The organism is Pantoea sp. BL1, assembly GCF_000963985.1.
In the GTDB taxonomy this organism is placed as follows: domain Bacteria; phylum Pseudomonadota; class Gammaproteobacteria; order Enterobacterales; family Enterobacteriaceae; genus Pantoea; species Pantoea rwandensis_B.
This window is the reverse complement of the sequence record NZ_JZRH01000014.1, coordinates 47,494-62,587: the sequence shown is the minus strand read 5'-3', so window position 1 is coordinate 62,587 and position 15,094 is coordinate 47,494. Positions and strand designations below refer to the sequence as shown.

Here is a 15,094-nt window from a genome sequence, read left to right as displayed (position 1 = left end):
ACAGAAAATCAAAACGACCATTTATCCTGCGTGACCGTTCACCGTAGTAAAGCCGTTATTAACGTAGATAAAGACCTGCTTGAAAAAGCCTAGTGCGAAATGTTTGGCAAAAACAGCATCTCCAACGGTTCTCTTCTGTTTCATCAGGAAAGCGCCGCGAAAATGGCACATCTATTCTGGTTCCGTTTACGTTTAACCGTCGCGGGCAATCTGCATTCCAGGCCGTGGTGAGATGTTCTGAATGACAAGATATTGAATACGACAAACTTTAATGAGTCGATTGACTCACACAGCAAACGGATTAAAACAATGTATAAGTCAATGAAGTACTACGTATGCGATCACGCCCGCAGGGGCTTGCTGTTGCATACCGCAGGATGTGAACAACTACCCGGTGTCGATTCAAGGGCATTTATTGGCAGTATGTATAACCACAGCCAGGCGTTAACTGTCGCTACGATGCAATATGCGAATGTTCATTACTGCCCGAGCTGCATCACTGTTAATAAGACCAGCGAGACGGCTAAGACGAACGCGACCATGCCAGCGCTGTGCAGAGCGACGAAGCCGAAGCGAAAGAAGCCGGTGAAGGTCGTTGAACCCGTGCGACACTTTCCTCTCTGAGTTGATGAGAGTGAATGTGCGACGACGTTTCAACCTCAGTTTTTACCCCGAACGTCTAAAACGCCGCCCGCACCGCTTAACCCGCGGTACGGGCGGCAATGCATTCAGGCTGTTCTGAATCGACGAGTCAGCGGTTTCTCAACTTCAACAATCAGGAACATCACGAATCCGATGATGAAGGTAATGACCCAATAGCGGAATGGCAGCCCCGTGGTGCCGAACAGCAACTGCATAAAGGGCGCATAGATGATCAGTAATTGCAGCACCAGCAATACCGCGCTGACGATCCAGATCCCTTTGTTCATCAGCAGCCCTTTGCTCAGTGAGAAACCGTCAGACACACGGCAGTTGAGCATATAGAACCACTGCGCGGTAACCAGCGTCTGCAATAGCACGGTGCGGATAAATTCCGGGGAATAGCCACGCGGCTGCAGCCAGGCTTCCAGCACAAACGCACTTATCGCAATCATCGAACCGACAAACACTACACGCCAGATGGCGAATCCATCCATGACATGCAGTTTGGGATCGCGCGGTGGACGACGCATGATGTTCTTTTCACCCTCCTCAAATGCCAGACCAAACGACAGCGTGGCCGACGTCGCCATGTTCATCCACAGAATCAGTACCGGCGTCAGCGGAATGAGATTCCCTGCCAGCAGCGCGATAATGATCAGTAAGCCCTGTGCCAGGTTGGTGGGCATAATAAACAGGATGGTTTTTTTCAGATTGTCATAAACCCGACGCCCTTCTCGCACCGCGCTGGCAATGGTGGCAAAGTTATCATCCGTTAGCACCATATCGGCAGCTTCTTTGGTGACTTCGGTGCCTTTAATCCCCATCGCAATACCGACATCAGCGCGTTTCAGGGCCGGCGCATCATTCACGCCATCCCCGGTCATGCCGACCACCTCTTGCTTACTCTGCAACGCCTGAACCAGACGGAATTTATCCTCCGGGCTGGTACGCGCGAAAATGTCGTAGGCTTGCGCGGCATCACTCAACTGGTGATCGTCCATCACTTCCAGTTCACGCCCGGTGATGGCCGAGCCTGCATTGCCAATCCCCAGCATCTGGCCAATGCTCATTGCGGTTTGCGGATGGTCTCCGGTGATCATTTTGACGCGTATGCCCGCTTGCAGGCAGTCACGAATCGCGGTGATGGCTTCAGGGCGCGGCGGATCCATCATTCCGGCAATGCCGAGCAGAATCACGCCCTGTTGCAGATCCTGATGGGTGAGCTCCGTTTGTCCCGGTAACGCCGGTTTCCAGGCTGCCGCCACCATGCGCAAACCTTCGCGCGCATACTCCTCAATTTTGCCTTCCCACCAGCCGATATCCAGCGGTTGCAGGCCATGTTCGGTTTGCTGCTGCTGACAAAGCCGGAACAGCACATCCGGCGCGCCGGTGATCAGCACGCGCTCTTCGTCACCAATGCGGTACAACGTCGACATATATTTGTATTGCGAATCAAACGGAATTTTACTGCGTAACTCAGTCGTGACCACCGGCAACTGCCCTTTGGCGGCCAGCACCTTGAGTGCACCTTCTGTCGGCCCCCCGGTGATTTTCCAGAAACCGCTCTCATCCTTAATCAGCTGGCTGTCATTACACAGATCGATGGTGCGCAGATACTGTTCCAGCAAGGAGCCGCCTGTGACGGTAATCGGCACGGCGTCATCCGCTTTATGAATGGCGCCAATCGGTTCATAGCTGTCACCGTCTACCCGATAAATATGATCGGCCGTGATCACCGCTTTGACCGTCATCTCATTCATGGTCAGCGTGCCGGTTTTATCGGAGCAGATCACCGTCATCGCACCCAGCGTTTCTACCGTTGGCAACTTGCGAATGATCGCCTGCTGCTTCGCCATGGTCTGCACGCCAAGCGATAGGATGATGGAGATAATGGCGGGTAAACCTTCGGGCACCGACGCCACCGCAAGACTGATCAATGACAGCATCAGTTCAGAGACCGGCATATCGCGGAACAGCAGACTAAAGACAAACAGTGCCGCCATCATCGCGAGAATAATCAGGAAGATGGCTTTCCCTAACTTGTCCATTTGCACCAGCAGCGGCGTGCGGTGTTTTTCGATATCGGACATCATCTGATTGATGTGCCCTAACTCGGTCTCTCCACCGGTAGCCACCACCAATCCTTTACCGCCGCCGGAGCTCACGGTGGTGCCAGAAAACAGCAAATTGGTGCGGTCGCCCAACGGGAGTTCTCCGGACAATGCCTCCGTGGTTTTCTCCACCACCGTGGACTCGCCGGTGAGAATCGCCTCCTCGACACGCAGATTGTGGGCTTCAATCACCCGCAGGTCGGCCGGAATACGGTCCCCGGCGCGGATCACCACCACATCACCTGGCACTAAGGCAGTGGTCGGCAGCGTTTCGTGGTTGCCCGCGCGGATCACCACCGTTTCACTGGAGAGCATATTGCGAATGCTTTGCAGGGATTTTTCCGCATTACTCTCCTGGATATGACCAATCAACGCGTTGACCACTGCCACACCGAGAATGACCAGCGTATCGACCCAGTGGCCCATCACCGCTGTCAGCAACGCCGCAGCGAGTAACACGTAGATCAGCACATCGTTAAAATGGGCGAGAAAGCGGAGCCATGCCGGCTTGCCCGGCTTTTGCGGCAGGGCATTTTCACCGTACTGTTGTAAGCGTGCTGTTGCTTCACTACCCGAGATACCTTCGACTGAACTCTCTGTCTGACTCAAGGTATCATCGACAGAAAGCTGATAGTACGACCTTTCCGATTTAGCAGTATTCATCGCTTTCTCCTCAAATCCTGTTTCGGAAATCAAGGCGGTGACATCGCGTTATTAACAGATCCACTTCAAATACAAAGACAAACATCCACGCACTGCCTGAGGTGAGTCCGGTTTATAACTGAAAGACATGTCATTAATGGCTACTCAACGAAATTGAGCAGGGAAATAATCTATACAGCGAACTTTTAACAAGAGAAATGAACGTAATAAACGTAGCACAGGCTATTCAACTCACTCTGCTTTTATGAGGAAAGTTATCTGCAATGAAAAAACAACTTCCTGATGAATTTTAAACCAAAGATAAATAAAGGATTTTTAGCACAGGCAAATTAAAACACCCTTATGTTAATGAAATAAAGGGAAAAGCCACACTTTGTTTTTATCCTGTTAAGGTGGTTTATCATTCTATTTAAATGATAAAAGTCAGACGTAAATTCCATGAGTTGCACCAAAGATAATGCATTTATCAAACTTTACATTTTTGGATATCCACAGCTATGCTCATGCATAACAAATAAACCTTAACCATCACTCCCATCCCGCGCAGTGAGATGACTCTTTTATACCCACTGTTAATGGAGGTAACGATGCCGGACTATAGTCTGCTCCGCCTGAGTCTTTATGTGATTCTCGCCATTGTAACCTGTTCAGTCGTAGGGTTATTTACTTACGCCGTTGTTTCGATGCTCGGCGAGTAAAGACCACGCTAATAATAACGTAAATAATTAATTTAACATTGCTGATTGAGGACAAACTCGTGACGCGTTATTTTCCGCTGGTCGCCATAGTTATATTTATAACAACCGGTTGCGATCAAAAAAAAACGGACGTTGTTCCTCAGCCACGCATGGTAAAAGTGGTCGAGGTCGTGGCTTCCGGTGAAGCCCAGCAGCGCATCTTCCCCGCACGTATTGAATCCGGTGATTCCACTGATCTGTCCTTTAAACGCGCGGGACAGATCGATTCACTGGAGATTCGTCAGGGCAACAATGTTAAACAGGGGCAAGTGATCGCCCGACTGATATCGCATGAAGCACAACAACGCGTCAATGAACGTCAGACCGCAGCCACCCTCGCTCAGCGACAGTTCGCGCGTTTCCAGACGCTCTCTGGCCGTCAGGCCATCTCGCAGGCTGAAATGGACGTGCAGCGCGCGAACCGCGATGCCGCCAACGCGGCCTTGCAAATTGCCCGTGAAGAGTTAAGCCAAATGACGCTCACCGCACCGTTCAGCGGCACCGCTGCGGTCGTCAACGTCAGGAATCATCAGGTGGTGGCTGCGGGTCAGCCTATCGCTACGTTAACGCGTAACGATCTGCTCGATGTGGTGTTTAACGTGCCTGAAAACCTGTTTACCGCGCTGGATATCCGCAACATGACGTACCGCCCGGTGGTACGCATTAACACGCTGCCGGATCGGGAATTTCAGGCCGAATACAAAGAGCACACCGGTAGCAGTAGCAGCAACACGCTGACCTGGCAGGTGATCTTAACTATGCCCCGCCCTGCCGATTTCCCGGCCGTGGGGGGTGTCAGTGGTACTGTCACCATCAATCTGGCCAATCTTCCCGCCAATGTTAATCACGCTGCGCTGGTCGTTCCGGTCGAAGCGGTGTTCAACCCCGATAGCCACCAGCGCAATGAGCCGCATGTCTGGGTGGTGCAAGGCAGCGGCGATCAGCTCAAGCTGGAAGACCGAAAAGTCACTGTTGGCGATGTCACAAATCAGGGCGTGGTGATCACCGATGGGCTGAAAGCCGGTGAACGCGTGGTCGCAGCAGGCGTGAATGAGCTGCATGCGCAGCAGCCCGTACGCATCTGGACGCGTGAGCGAGGGCTGTAATGGACATCTCCAAACAGTTTATTGATAACCCGATTCGCGTCTGGCTGGCGATTTTGCTGTTAGGGCTGGGCGGTATTTTTGCCCTGCTGAACATTGGTCGGCTGGAAGATCCCGCTTTCACCATTAAAACCGCCGTGGTGGTCACACAATACCCTGGCGCGTCCGCGCAGCAGGTGGAAGAAGAAGTGACGCTGCCACTGGAAAACGCTTTGCAGCAGTTGCCGTATCTGGACAGCGTCAGTTCCATCTCCTCTAACGGCCTGTCGCAAATTACCGTCAACATCGCGTCACGCTATCACTCCAACGAACTGCCACAAATCTGGGATGAACTGCGGCGACGCGTGGGTGATGCATCACGCTTCTTCCCGCCCGGCGTGGCGACGCCTTTCGTTAATGACGATTTTGGCGATGTATTCGGCTTTTTCTTCGCCATTTCCGGTGACAACTTCAGCAATCCTGAGCTGGTTCGCTACGCCGAGCAGTTGCGGCGAGAACTGGTGCTGGTGCCTGGCGTCGGCAAGGTAGCGATTGGCGGTGCCATTCCGCAGCAAGTGAATATCGATGTTTCGCTGACGAAAATGGCGGCGCGCGGCATCACGCCAGCTCAACTCTCCGCCGCACTGAGTCGCCTCAACGTGGTCTCCAGCGCGGGGGAGATCAAATCTGGCTCCGAATCGATTCGTCTGCATCCTACCGGGGAATTTGAAAATATCGATGAGTTGAGCGATCTGCTTATCAGCCCGATAGGTGACACCGCGACCACTCGATTACGTGATATCGCCACGCTGTCGCGCGGGTTGAGTGAATCCCCTTCCAGCATCTATCACGCCAACGGCCGCCCGGCGGTCACTATGGGGGTCTCCTTTATCCCTGGCGTCAACGTAATTGATGTGGGGCGTGCACTGGAAGCCAAACTGCAGCAGATGTCGGCTGAAAAACCAGCCGGTATTCAAATCAATACCTTTTACGATCAGGCCGCCGAAGTAGCGCACTCGGTGAACGGGTTTATCACCAATTTCCTGATGGCACTGGCGATTGTGGTGGGCGTGCTGCTGATCTTTATGGGCGTACGCAGCGGCATCATTATTGCCCTCTCGCTGGCGCTGAACGTGCTGGGCACCTTGTTGATCATGTATTTATGGGGCATTGAGCTGCAGCGTATTTCGCTGGGTGCGCTGATTATTGCCCTCAGCATGCTGGTGGATAACGCGATTGTGATCGTCGAAGGGGTATTGATTGCGCGTCAGCAAGGCTCATCGCGTACCTCGGCGATCAACTTTGTTATCCGGCGTTCGGCTTTCCCGCTGTTAGGGGCCACGATAATTGCGATACTGGCCTTTGCACCGATTGGCTTGTCGCAGGATTCCACCGGTGAGTACTGCAAATCGCTGTTCCAGGTGTTGCTGATTTCGCTGATGTTGAGCTGGTTCTCGGCGTTGACCATCACGCCGGTGTTGATCAAGTGGTGGCTGTTTAAAACAGGTAACAAGGAAACGCCCGCCGCTGAAGCCTCGCCCTACGATGGCGGATTTTATCGACTCTACCAACGCACGCTCAATGCGCTATTGCAGCAGAAAACCGTGACGCTGGCGATAATGGCCGCCCTGTTAGCACTGGCGATCTGGGGCTTTGGTGGCGTAAGGCAAAACTTCTTCCCCTCGTCCAATACGCCGATCTTCTTTGTCGATCTGTGGCTGCCTTACGGCACGGACATCAAGGCCACCGAGCAAATGGCCAGCGATATAGAAAAATCGATCACCGGGCAGCAAGGCGTGGTGTCAACGGTGACGACCGTCGGCCAGGGCAGCATGCGCTTTATCCTCACTTACAATGGACAGCGCCAGTACAGCAACTACGCGCAAATCATGGTGCGCATGGACGATCAGCGTAACATCGCCGCGCTGTCACGCCGCGTAGATGATTATATCGCCCGCCAGTATCCGCAGGTCAATGCCAGCACCAAACGCGTGATGTTTGGCCCTTCCGGCGGCAGCGCCATCGAGGTGCGTATCAAAGGCCCCGATCCTGACCGTATGCGACTCATTGCCAGCGAAGTGGGCGACATCCTCGCGCAAGACCCCGCCACCGACAGCGTGCGCAATGACTGGCAAAACCGCAGCAAGGTCATCCGTCCACAGTTTAATCCGGCGCTGGGTCGCGAATTGGGCGTGGATAAGCAGGAGATCGATAACGCGCTGCAAATGAATTTCACCGGAAGCCGCGTCGGCTTATATCGCGAAGGCGCAGATTTGCTGCCGGTGGTGGTGCGTCCGCCCGCCAGCGAACGCCAGGATGCCAATCATCTGAACAATGTGCTGGTGTGGAGCCAAAGCCAGCAGCATTACATTCCGCTGAGCAATGTGGTGAGTGGCTTTAATCTTGAATGGGAAGATCCATTAATTCTGCGGCGCGACCGCAGCCGCGTGCTGACGGTGATGACCGACCCCAGCCCGCTGAGCAGCGATACGTCCGGCGATATTCTGTCACGCGTGCGACCGCAAATTGATCAGATCCCCCTGCCGCACGGTTACAGCATTGAATGGGGCGGCGATGCCGAAAACTCCAGCGAAGCGCAGCAAGGGGTGTTCACCACGTTGCCGTTGGGCTATCTGGTGATGTTTGTGATTACCGTGCTGATGTTTAGCTCGGTGAAAAATGCCGTGGCGATCTGGCTCACGGTGCCATTGGCGCTGATCGGCGTGACGCCGGGCTTTTTGCTCACCGGTATTCCGTTTGGCTTTATGGCGCTGATTGGCTTGCTGAGCCTGAGCGGCATGCTGATCCGCAATGGCATTGTGCTGGTGGAAGAGATTGAACAGCAAAAACAGGACAAAACACAGCATGACGCGATTCTGTATGCCGCGACGTCGCGCTTGCGCCCCATCCTGCTGACCGCTTTTACCACGGTTTTAGGCCTGGCACCGCTGCTGCGCGATGTGTTTTTCCAGAGCATGGCGGTGGTGATTATGTTTGGGCTGGGCTTCGCGACGATACTGACGCTGTTGGTTCTGCCGGTGATTTATGCCTGCTTCCACCGCGCTGAGAAAGCGACGTCAGCATGAACGCCACCGGGCTGAATGTCATCAAGACACTCGGCTGCATGGCCGCAGTGACCTTCTTTACGCTGTATAACACTTGGGATCGCTACGATTATGACTACCACTGGATTCTGGCGTTCCTGACCTTTATCTCCACCATCGCCACCCCGCTATTTTTCGTGGTGGCGGGGATTATGGATAGCCATGCCGAGCAGGATCTGCGCTGGCAGCTCAGCAAGATCCGCAATGTGGTGATCGTGTTTCTGTTCTGGATGACGATTTACTATTTCTGGGAGCCTTACCAGCGCGGCTATCTGATTCAGCCGTGGTTTGTGTTCTCGTTCATCGTGATTTACAGCTTTAATCCGCTGCTCACCTGGCTTAGCCTGCATCGTCTGACGTTCTGCGCGCTGGTCGGTGGCCTGTTGCTGTTTTCCTATGGCTACGATTTGTTGTCGGTGCTGTATCCCGAAGTGCGGGTGTTCAGCCTCGCGCCGCAATACCGCATCTGGACCTGGCTGCTGTTTTACCTCACCGGCCAGCTATTGTGTGAGCCGGTGATTGCCGATTGGCTGAATCGGAGACGCGTCGCCTTCATCGCCACCTGCGCCCTGCCCTTTATTTATCTGTTCACCTGGCTCTACGAGCAGCACTTTTTCTTTGCGCTGTTTAAAGCCGATCGCAATGCCTTCCTCCTCACCGGTTCACAAATTTATCTGCTGGTGGTAGCTCTGGTATTAGCCGCCAGCGGCGTGCGCTTTCGTCGCCATGTCGCCCTCAAAGAGACGCTGCTGGCCACCGTGAGTAAAACCATGACCGGGGTATACATCATGCATTACTCGGTGTTTCACATCGTCACCACGCTCATACCGATTACCTCGCTGGCCACCAAGCTCACGCTGATTGTGTTGACCTTTGTGCTCTCAGTGTTGCTAGCCCGGTTGATTCTTGCCAACGGGCTGCTGAAAAAAGTCATTACTCTTTAAGGCACTGTTGCAGGTCCGGCTGCTGACCGCAGGCTATCCGATCCTGAATTCGCGCCATCATATAAGCGAAAAACGGATTCGAGGTATTGCGCATCAAGGTGTCGAGCCCCACGGTGAGGCTGGCGGTTTCTCCGCGCAGTGAAATGGTGCCAAGGCTAATGCCATAGCGATTTTTTTCAAGAGGTTCGCGACCATATAGTGAATCGGTCAGCGGGAAAGGCACGGCGATATGCGACAAAGAATACATATCCTGCGGCCACGCCAGCTGCAGCGGGTACGTGACTTCCTGGGTCTGATCGGCAGGCGTCATACGCGCGACCACCTCATAAGTGGTGGGTGACGCATTGGTGATCACCGTTGTCGCGTAGCGGCGCGGCGCAGCAGGCAACAACTCGCTGACCGCTGAATACAGCGCAGGCCGGAACAGCGCGCGTAAATTGGCCGCCTGGTTGATATCGAAAATCACTAACTGGCTGCCGTTGTCCGGCAAATAACGATACAGCGCATTGACCACCGCGCGGGTGCTGACGGTGGAATCGAGGATCGACTGGAACGTCAACACCGTTGGCAAGTCACGGATTTCGCCCTCGCGGGCGAGTTGCACCACCTGCTCCTGCAACGCCTGGGTTAACAGCCAGGACTGACGTGCCGCCCGCACCGGGAATGAATTGTATTTAAACGGATTGTATTCCGGCACGATATTCAGCCACGCCGCTTTAGCAAACACCGGGAACACCGCTGGCCAACCCGCTAATCCCGCAAAACGCGCATAGGCGGTGACGCCGATCATCGGCGACAACAACACCAACTGTTGTGGTTTGCGCAGCGCCTGATCCTGTTGGCTATCAAGCACATACTTCATCGCCAGCGCGCCACCATTGGAGTAACCCACCAGATGCAACGGGACCTGGGTTCCCGCTACCCGGGTGGCTTCACGCACGGCCAGACGCGTCGCGGCCAGCCACATTTTCCAGTCAACTTTGGTTAATGACCCTGGCGCGGTGCCGTGACCCGGCAATCTCGGCACTACGGCAACATAGCCTTGTTGCTGATAAGCCTGCGCCAAATAACGCATGCTGTAGGGCGAATCGGTCAATCCGTGCAGCAACACGACCGCGCCTTTGATTTCGCCTGTCGGCTTGAGTACAAAAGAGTGGTTCCAGTCGGTGGCAAACCCTGCCGGATAGACCGGGCTTTGCGCGTAATAGCGGTTTAGCGAGGTTTTCTCTTCCTCGCTCAATGCGTCCGTGACGTTGTGTTTCATTTGCTGGAATATCACATTTTCCTGCGCCAGGTAGTCGGCGAAGGTGGCGTGATCCATCTGTTGCACTGTCATTTCGTCAGCCGCCCAGGTGTGCCAGCGATGGAGCGGCGGCCCCTGCTCGGATTGATACCCGCGAATCAGCAGAAACATGACAAGCAAAGAAACCAGGCCCAGGGCGATTCTCTTCAGCCACTTAAGCGCGGATGCACGCTGTACCGTTTTAGAAGCCATAGCGGAACCAGGCAAACAGCACGTTGCCGTTGTTATAAGTGCCCGGAATATAGGTGAACTGCACGTTGAGGCGTTTATAGCCCGCGGAGAACAGCGGCAGAACAATCGGCAACGGCACATAGTTGGCAAAATCATCACGCGCGGTGATGCCTGCGGTTAACCCCAGCCCTAAACGCACATCGCGTGCCTCATCCAGATACCAGCCCTTCTCCCAGCCGTAACCGATAATCGGCTGCCACATGTTATGCGAATCCTTAAAGGCCATCGCATACAGCGCGCTCCAGTCACCGTCTTCGTTGTACCGCGACACGCCAAAGCCGCCGCCCCACGGCGATTCGTTGTAGTTGTCTGTTTTCTCTTTGTCGTAGGCGAAACGAGCGTGCCAGCTGATGAACGGCAAATAGAGATCGTAATACTGCGGCTGTTCCCAGGTTTGTGAGACATCCTGCTTGAGCCATTCCCAGCCATCACTGAGTGTGCCTGCCGCCAGGCTCGGGAAAGTCAAAACACTCAACGAGGCGTACAACGCCACCAGAAACGTACGCATGGGTCATCCTTCAGCAAAAGCACCAATGATAGTGAGCAAGGGAAACAGCCAGCATGATCTGTGTGCCCATACCGGGCAGCCGGTCAGGGAATATTATAGTTGTTGAGTGAAGGTTAAGTGGCTGAGCAAAGCATACTGTTGCGTGGCACATTCCATAATAACAAGGCCGATTTGACTGGCGATGAAGACTTGAGCAAACTATGTTCTTTTGTATTAACTGTTAATACACGGTGAGCTCAATGAGAAAAATTACGTCCGTAAGCGTGGGTGAACAACTCGATACTTTTATTACGCGCATGGTGGACTCTGGCCGCTATGGATCGGCCAGCGAAGTGATGCGTTCGGCTTTACGCTTGTTAGAACAGCAAGAATCACGGGATCAAGCCGTACGTCAGGCGGTTGTTGAAGGGCTTGAAAGCGGTGAAAGCCCGCGTTCACTGCGTGAAATTGCTGCTGAAAGGAAGAAGCTTAATCGTGTATAAACTGTCCGAACTTGCCGACAGTGACTTTGCCAATATTTATGACTACACCCTGCTAAAATTTGGTGAAGCACAAGCCGATCGCTACACCGATGCACTAGATGAGTTCTTTGAAACATTGTCAAAAATGCCTGAGATGGGACAGGATTACCCGCGCGTGCAGGATGTAAAACGGATTGTTTTCCAGTCACATACCATTTTCTATACTGCCTATCCTTACGGGATATTTATTGCCCGTATTTTACATCAACAGATGGACACGGCTCGTCACCTATCCGACTTTTAATGCCATCCTCAGCACCCTACCTCGCCCCTAATCTTCCTCAATGTGGCTAATCGGACAGCCCCTTCGTGCCGACGAGATTTATGGCTATCGCGCCACGCAACCAAAGCGATCTTCCAGCAACGGATAGCGCTGCGCATCCGGTAACTCAAAATGCCACCACTCGGTTGGCATGCCGACAAAACCGCCTGCCAGCATAATCGCATTGAGCATCAAACGATGGCGCTGTGCCTGTGGCGGTACATCGGGATGGAACGGATGCGACAGATCTTCCATCGCATCAAAGGCCGTACCCATATCCAGCACCTTGCCCGCGCCATCCACTAACGTCAGATCAATTGCCACGCCTCGGCTGTGATTAGAACCCGTGGCGGGCGGCACCACATAGTCGGCATCCGGGCAGGCATCCCACAGATGCCATTGCGCCTGCTGCGGGCGATAAGCATCAAAAATCAACAAGGTGAAGCCGGCCAGTCGGGCGACTTCGACACTTTTTTGCAGCGCGCGCGCCGCTTCTGGATGCAGTAACGCCCGCGCTTCATGATAAATGGCGTAGCCGGTGATGTTATCGGTCGTGGCGTATTTCAGGTCAAAAGCCAACGTTGGAAAGCCAGCGGCTAAATCAGTGAGTAAAATGTCCTGCGTCATCCTTTATCCTGTTGATCAATGTTCCGGCAATGATAATAGCTGGCGCGGCAGCGTTGTCAGCCGCTCTGCTCCCTGCGGCGTGACGCGCACGGTTTCGCTGAACGCCAGACTTTGCGCAGAAGTATACATATGGAACACCATATCCTCCTCCAGTAACCACTCCGCTTTCGCATGGAAGCTACAGGAAAAATCACTCGGGCGCGGCGTGCGCGTATACAACCCTAGCGCATAGCCGGTGATGTTGGGATAATCCGCACGAAGTCCATTGCGCAATAACCCATCGCGTACAATCGCATCCACTTCCCGCGCGCTGATGCCCGGTTTCATGGCCTTGAACTGTTCATCCTGTATGGCGATAAGTTGCTGCGCCAGCTCGGCGCGCTGGGCGGAGATCTCGCCCACAATAAACGGACGCATCAGACGCGCGCTGTAGTGTTTCACTTTAGGAATCAGCTCTACGTGCAGCACATCGCCACGCTGTAACAGCTGCTCGTGACCGCTGGCATGGAGAAAACCGTTGTCGCCGCTGGCGATGACAATCGGCCCGGTTTCCCCGGTGTCCGCACCCAAGCGCAAAAACTCGCCAGCCGCCAGTGCAGCGACATCGCGCACACGCCAGCTGCCCTGCACGGTTTTGCCAATCGCGTCCAGCGAGGTATCGGCAATGGCGGAAGCCTGACGCAACGCCTCCAGCTCCGCCGGGAATTTTACGCTACGCAGCCGATCGCTCACACCGGTTAAATCGCACCACTGTACCTCGGGCAAATGGCGCGACAGCTGCTGCCAGCTGTGCACTGTCATGCCATAGGAGGTGTAATCCGCGCCAAGACGCGCACGCTGATAACCGCGCCGGACCAGGCTGTGCGCCACCGCCGCCCACGGGTCTTGATCATCGCGATAGCTTTCTACCGTCAGCGTAGGAGATTGCGCCCGACAAGGCGCTTCATCCAACTGACGCAGCACCATCCAGGGATCGCCATTAAGCGGCACCAGACAAGCGCGATACAAGGTTTCCGACACGGTGTAGCCGGTCAACCAGGCCAGCAGTTCGCCATGATCGATGATCAGCACATCCACATTGGCCTGCTGCAGGGTGGCACGCAGGCGGCTTAACGCGGCAGCATTCATTATGCGCCCTCAACCGGCTGGCAGATCTCCAGAATGGCGAGCAGATAGATGCGCACCATATCGAGGAATTCGGTTATCTCAACGCGCTCATCCGGCATGGTGTTGTATTTCCCGCCGGGGCCGCACACGATACCTTCCATGCCCGCATGCTGATACAGATGTGCCGCATCAGTCCCAAAGAAGGCCGGTGGCGTGATCACCCCGGTTGGCTGTTCGGTGCCACGCACTGTTTTCCAGCCGCGATTGACCGCTTTGACAATCGGTGACTCTGGCGAGACTTCGAAAGGCAACATGGTGGGTTTATCACGGATACCGTCATCAAACAGCTCGGCTTTCAGGCCGGGGAAGCGCTGGCACAGCGTATCCAGCAGCGCTTGCAGATCCGCCAACACACCTTCAACGGTTTGACCCGGCGCAAAGCGGGCTGAACCCTTCAGGCGTACAAAGTCAGCCACCTGCGGTGGACGCCACTCTTCCAGATCGCGCCCCAGCGCGCCGTGCACGGTGCCGATGTGCCCACGGTTAATTTTCAGATGCTCATCGCTTTTTGCGCCGCTGAACACCATGCCGTTAATCTGCGGAATCAGCTCGACGGCGGCGTTGATCGCATCGACGGCTTCTTCACGTTTCGACAGATGGCGGGTATCGCCCGTCAGTTCAATGGTAAACATTAGCGATCCCGCGTGCATGGTCAGCGCCTGAAGATCGGTCGGTTCCGCATTGATGAAGTAGTCCGCGCGCACGCCCTGTTCAATTGCCGCCAGCGTGCCGATACCGCCCTGCAATTCGCCCACCACGTAGGTCAGAATCACATCACCTTTCAGTTTCACACCGGCATCAATCAGCGTTTTCAGCGCACAGAAATAGGCCGCATCGCCCGCTTTCATATTGGAGACGCCAATGCCGTAAATGAACTGGTCGTCAATTTTTCCTGCCCAGGGATCCACCGTCCAGCCTTCGGTCACCGGATTGGTGTCCAGATGACCATTGAACAGCAGGCTGTTGCCGCCGCCGCTGCCCGCCAGGCGGCCGATGGCATTGAGACGGTCGCCTGGAACCTTTTGCAGTTCGGTTTCAAGGCCCAACTGCGTCATCTGTTCTGCCATATAACGGGCTAACTCACGTTCGCCGTCGGTGGCGCTGTAGCTTTTGTGCTGCACCATTTTTGCCAAAAATGAGAGGCAGAACTCGCGATCGATATGATGAATTAACTGTTCAGGATTCATGCGTT

General features: G+C 54.5%; 11 protein-coding genes. 5 read left to right on the top strand and 6 right to left on the bottom strand.

The window, feature by feature from the left end:
- Window positions 1–728: 728 nt before the first annotated feature.
- Entirely contained in the window at window positions 729–3,416 is a 2,688-nt protein-coding gene (locus tag VH86_RS08610; RefSeq protein WP_045832612.1) for a cation-transporting P-type ATPase, read from the bottom strand.
- A gap of 757 nt (window positions 3,417–4,173) precedes the next feature.
- On the opposite strand from VH86_RS08610, the gene VH86_RS08605 reads away from it, so the two are divergent.
- The 3 genes from VH86_RS08605 to VH86_RS08595 are packed head-to-tail and all read left to right on the top strand — an operon-like array spanning window position 4,174 to window position 9,283.
- Window positions 4,174–5,259 (top strand): efflux RND transporter periplasmic adaptor subunit, encoded by a 1,086-nt coding sequence (locus VH86_RS08605; protein ID WP_045832611.1) that lies wholly within the window; start codon window positions 4,174–4,176, stop codon window positions 5,257–5,259.
- On the top strand, window positions 5,259–8,321 hold the full coding sequence (locus VH86_RS08600) for an efflux RND transporter permease subunit (RefSeq protein ID WP_045832610.1): 3,063 nt from the start codon (window positions 5,259–5,261) through the stop codon (window positions 8,319–8,321). Before VH86_RS08605 ends, VH86_RS08600 begins: the two co-directional genes overlap by 1 nt.
- Window positions 8,318–9,283, top strand: coding sequence for an acyltransferase family protein (locus tag VH86_RS08595; protein ID WP_045832609.1), 966 nt, complete (start codon window positions 8,318–8,320; stop codon window positions 9,281–9,283). The genes VH86_RS08600 and VH86_RS08595 overlap by 4 nt, the downstream gene beginning before the upstream one ends.
- On the opposite strand, the gene VH86_RS08590 is transcribed toward VH86_RS08595, so the two are convergent.
- Window positions 9,273–10,778, bottom strand: a complete 1,506-nt coding sequence (locus VH86_RS08590) for a carboxylesterase (RefSeq protein WP_045832608.1) — start codon at window positions 10,776–10,778, stop codon at window positions 9,273–9,275. The genes VH86_RS08595 and VH86_RS08590 overlap by 11 nt on opposite strands.
- Entirely contained in the window at window positions 10,768–11,325 is a 558-nt protein-coding gene (gene pagP, locus VH86_RS08585; protein ID WP_045832607.1) for a lipid IV(A) palmitoyltransferase PagP, read from the bottom strand. Before pagP ends, VH86_RS08590 begins: the two co-directional genes overlap by 11 nt.
- Window positions 11,326–11,564: 239 nt before the next feature.
- Here pagP and VH86_RS08580 point away from each other — a divergent pair, with 239 nt between their 5' ends.
- Window positions 11,565–11,807: a type II toxin-antitoxin system ParD family antitoxin gene (locus tag VH86_RS08580; RefSeq protein ID WP_045815325.1), complete on the top strand. Its 243-nt coding sequence runs from the start codon at window positions 11,565–11,567 to the stop codon at window positions 11,805–11,807.
- Entirely contained in the window at window positions 11,800–12,090 is a 291-nt protein-coding gene (locus VH86_RS08575) for a type II toxin-antitoxin system RelE/ParE family toxin (RefSeq protein ID WP_045832606.1), read from the top strand. Before VH86_RS08580 ends, VH86_RS08575 begins: the two co-directional genes overlap by 8 nt.
- 84 nt (window positions 12,091–12,174) lie before the next feature.
- On the opposite strand, the gene ddpX is transcribed toward VH86_RS08575, so the two are convergent.
- The 3 genes from ddpX to VH86_RS08560 are packed head-to-tail and all read right to left on the bottom strand — an operon-like array spanning window position 12,175 to window position 15,089.
- The gene (ddpX, locus tag VH86_RS08570) at window positions 12,175–12,735 is read right to left on the bottom strand and encodes a D-alanyl-D-alanine dipeptidase (protein WP_045832605.1); all 561 of its coding nucleotides are present in this window, start codon (window positions 12,733–12,735) and stop codon (window positions 12,175–12,177) included.
- 15 nt (window positions 12,736–12,750) lie between these two features.
- Window positions 12,751–13,863 carry a Xaa-Pro peptidase family protein gene (locus VH86_RS08565; RefSeq protein ID WP_045832604.1) on the bottom strand — a complete coding sequence of 371 codons (1,113 nt, stop codon included), beginning with the start codon at window positions 13,861–13,863 and terminating at the stop codon, window positions 12,751–12,753.
- Window positions 13,863–15,089: a M20 family metallopeptidase gene (locus VH86_RS08560; protein WP_045815321.1), complete on the bottom strand. Its 1,227-nt coding sequence runs from the start codon at window positions 15,087–15,089 to the stop codon at window positions 13,863–13,865. The genes VH86_RS08565 and VH86_RS08560 overlap by 1 nt, the downstream gene beginning before the upstream one ends.
- Window positions 15,090–15,094: the final 5 nt, after the last annotated feature.

What these genes read in the sequence shown, in the direction of transcription:
- VH86_RS08610 (WP_045832612.1), bottom strand. Translation starts at nt 3,416, where the DNA reads ATGAATACTGCTAAATCGGAAAGGTCGTACTATCAGCTTTCTGTCGAT.
- VH86_RS08600 (WP_045832610.1), top strand. Translation starts at nt 5,259, where the DNA reads ATGGACATCTCCAAACAGTTTATTGATAACCCGATTCGCGTCTGGCTG.
- VH86_RS08595 (WP_045832609.1), top strand. Translation starts at nt 8,318, where the DNA reads ATGAACGCCACCGGGCTGAATGTCATCAAGACACTCGGCTGCATGGCC.
- VH86_RS08590 (WP_045832608.1), bottom strand. Translation starts at nt 10,778, where the DNA reads ATGGCTTCTAAAACGGTACAGCGTGCATCCGCGCTTAAGTGGCTGAAG.
- pagP (WP_045832607.1), bottom strand. Translation starts at nt 11,325, where the DNA reads ATGCGTACGTTTCTGGTGGCGTTGTACGCCTCGTTGAGTGTTTTGACT.
- VH86_RS08580 (WP_045815325.1), top strand. Translation starts at nt 11,565, where the DNA reads ATGAGAAAAATTACGTCCGTAAGCGTGGGTGAACAACTCGATACTTTT.
- ddpX (WP_045832605.1), bottom strand. Translation starts at nt 12,735, where the DNA reads ATGACGCAGGACATTTTACTCACTGATTTAGCCGCTGGCTTTCCAACG.
- VH86_RS08565 (WP_045832604.1), bottom strand. Translation starts at nt 13,863, where the DNA reads ATGAATGCTGCCGCGTTAAGCCGCCTGCGTGCCACCCTGCAGCAGGCC.
- VH86_RS08560 (WP_045815321.1), bottom strand. Translation starts at nt 15,089, where the DNA reads ATGAATCCTGAACAGTTAATTCATCATATCGATCGCGAGTTCTGCCTC.